General features: G+C 50.1%; 3 protein-coding genes. All 3 read right to left on the minus strand.

Going from position 1 to position 3,057, the window contains the following annotated elements; genetic code table 11:
• Positions 1–115: 115 nt before the first annotated feature.
• The gene (fliM, locus tag AC4MRN_RS20240) at positions 116–1,174 is read right to left on the minus strand and encodes a flagellar motor switch protein FliM (RefSeq protein ID WP_155015446.1); all 1,059 of its coding nucleotides are present in this window, start codon (positions 1,172–1,174) and stop codon (positions 116–118) included.
• A gap of 12 nt (positions 1,175–1,186) precedes the next feature.
• Positions 1,187–1,723 carry a flagellar basal body-associated protein FliL gene (fliL, locus tag AC4MRN_RS20245; protein ID WP_490402488.1) on the minus strand — a complete coding sequence of 179 codons (537 nt, stop codon included), beginning with the start codon at positions 1,721–1,723 and terminating at the stop codon, positions 1,187–1,189.
• An 89-nt stretch (positions 1,724–1,812) separates the two neighbouring features.
• On the minus strand, positions 1,813–3,057 hold a 1,245-nt coding region (locus tag AC4MRN_RS20250; RefSeq protein WP_491204338.1), incomplete at its 5' end, for a flagellar hook-length control protein FliK.

A 3,057-nucleotide genomic window follows, 5' to 3' on the forward strand; every position in this document is an offset into this window, starting at 1 on the left:
CGTCGTCACCCCCTTCGCTTTCGGACTCAGCATCGGCCTGTTCAGCCATGGCTGCGGCCCAATCGTCCATACCGTCTTCTTCACTCATGATCCTGCCTCTTTCTATCGCTTAGGATTATAAATCTTCTTCTAACACCTGCAGCTCTGCATCATTGTCGATAATGCGTCCGCCACGGGTAAGTAACTGTAACTCCGACTTCACGGAAGTCGGCCGTGCTATTTTCTCAGTGATTTTCAGCGCCAGGTGCTCTCTGGAACGCCCTAACTTCGCCCTGAACGAAGGTAATTCTTCAATTAACACCGTAATGTGCTCCGGCATTTCCACCGGAATAATGTCACCAGCTTTAAAGTCCATCACATCGCGCAAGGATAATTCGAAATCCAGCATGTGCGTGGTAAGTGCCACTTTGACATCCATGATTTCATCGCGCAGTGCTTTACTCCAACGCAAGTCGGTGTCTTCTTTGTCGCTTTGTACACCCGCGTCAAGCAATTCACGGATGGGTTCCAGCATCGAGTACGGCAACGAGACGTGGAAATCACCGCCCCCCCCATCGAGTTCAATGTGGAACGAGCTGATCACCACGACTTCGGTGGGGCTCACAATATTCGCCATCGCCGGGTTTACTTCTGAATCCAGGTACTCAAATGACACGTCCATCACCGGTGCCCAGGCTTCTTTGTAATCCTCAAAGATGATTTTCAACAACATCTGAATAATACGACGTTCGGTTGGCGTAAATTCACGGCCTTCAATTTTGGCGTGATAGCGCCCGTCGCCACCAAAGAAGTTGTCCACCAGAATAAACACCAAGCGCGCTTCCATGGTGATCAAGCCGGTACCTTTTAACGGTCTGAAACGCACCATGTTCAAACTGGTCGGTACAAACAAGGTATGAATGTACTCACCGAACTTGATCATCTGGATACCGTTAATCGACACTTCCGCACTGCGGCGCATCATGTTGAACAAACTCACCCGCAAGTGTCGGGCAAAACGTTCGTTCACAATTTCCAGCGTTGGCATGCGGCCACGAACAATCCTATCCTGCGATGAGAAGTCATACTCCAGGGCTGATGTGTCCCCGGGTTCTTGTGTAACCTCTTCTTCTTCGACGTCGTCTACCCCGTGTAACAGGGCATCAATTTCATCTTGAGATAATAAATCGCTCACGGCTCGCTCCGGTTACTGCATCACAAAGTCGGTAAACAGCACTCGCTCTACCACTTCACTGCCAGCAATGTCTTTCAGTGCTGACTGCACTGATTCCAAGGCATTTTCACGCAGTTCAATCTTTCCAGCTTCGGTGACTAAGTCATCGGCATTGCTGGAACTGAAGACTTGCAACAAGGTCCCTTCAATAAGGGGAATATGGGTTTTAGCGGCTTCTTCGTTGTCAGAACCGCGCACCATAAGTTGCACTTTTATTTGTACCAGGCGGTCGCGACCAGACCCAGGTACGTTAAATACGATTGGACGCGGCATCGCTACGTACAGCGCCGTACCAACACTGGCATTAGTTGGCGCTGATGCCGCAGGCGCGGGTTGTCCTGTACCATCGGCTGCCAATTGCTCAGCCGCAGTCGGCTCGTCACCACCAGCAAACAAAAAGAAGTAGGCTGCTGCACCACCGCCAATTAACACTACGGCAATAATGATAATCAGCATCAGTTTGCTTTTCTTACCGCCTTCTTCTTCAATTTGTAATTCTTCTTCCGCCATCTCACACTTCTCTCAATTTAAACTAGGCGTATTATCTATCACAGCCAACAAATCGCAACGACTAATGCCATGCTGTTGACCGCTTAGAGTTAAACATAGTCGTCAATCAGGCCATTTGCCTGTCGAACAACCCGGGTTTCATTCATTTTTGCGTCTTCGGGCACATTGTCATCGAAACCGCCACCTGATTGACCACCGCTCTGTTGTTCTCCTTGTTCCCCTGTTTGTTGTTGACTCACAAAGGATTCACCCAGGTCTATACCCTGTTCAGAAAACATATCTCTTAAGCGCGGCATAGCATCGGCCAGCATCTCTTTAGCATGCTGAGACTGCACGACAAAACTCACTGATGCCGAGTCACCCGACACGTTGAGTCGAATCTGCATGCTTCCCATTTCAGGTGGGTCCAGGCGAATTTCAGCCATTGACTGTCGTCCATTCACCATCCAGCGAATTTTTTCAGCCAGTTGTTGCTGGCCTTGAGGGTGATTCAACGGCATCGGCTTGTCTAATGCTGCTTGCTGTTGGATGGATTTCACCGTTTCAGAATGTTGCTGACGCGTTTCCTGAGTAATCAAATCACGGGTGTTGTGTAGCAATTCGTTGAGTTGCAGCTCTTTTTGATCAGACATCACTGACGTGGCTGCCAGTTGTGCAATGTGCTGTGCATCCTGCAGTAGCTGCTGAGGCAATACAGGTTGCTCTGGCTGAACTTCAGCAGATACCTGAGCGACTAAGGCCGTTAAATCAATCGCTGGCTGATGCCCCTGCTTTAACTGGGCACGCATTTCTTCCATGCCGCTTACCAGCATGCCTTTCATTTGCGACTGCTGCGCTGCACTCAGCGCCAGATTTGCCGCTGCCGCTGTGTCTGTAATTACCTGTGCCACCTTGGCAAGCGTGTCATCGCTGGCTTGATCCAGCATAGACTCGAGTGCAACAGCACTGTCTGCTGGGGTGATTACCGCTTCTATTTTCGCTACGGCCACCTGACCCGACGAAGCGGTTTTGTCTGCCGTTGGCTGTGTCATTAATCCCACTAGCATCGCTGCCTGGTTTAACAGTGGATCGGCGCTTTCCTCGACTTCAATGACCGATTCATTGATCTGCTCAACATCCAGAGTGAGCATAGTGTCGGCATCGGCTATTTGGGTTACCAGCTCCTGCTCGGGAGCAATCTCTGCGTTGTCTTTTTTATTCAACGCTTCGATTTTTGACAACAAACTAATGGCGACTGACAAAGGTTGTGGTGCAAGCGCGGTATCGGTATCGACATCAGCAGCGAGCTCGGCATTTTCGGTTTGCACTTCCACCGGCAATACGATGTCAGTCAG

It is taken from the genome of Marisediminitalea sp., assembly GCF_984433645.1.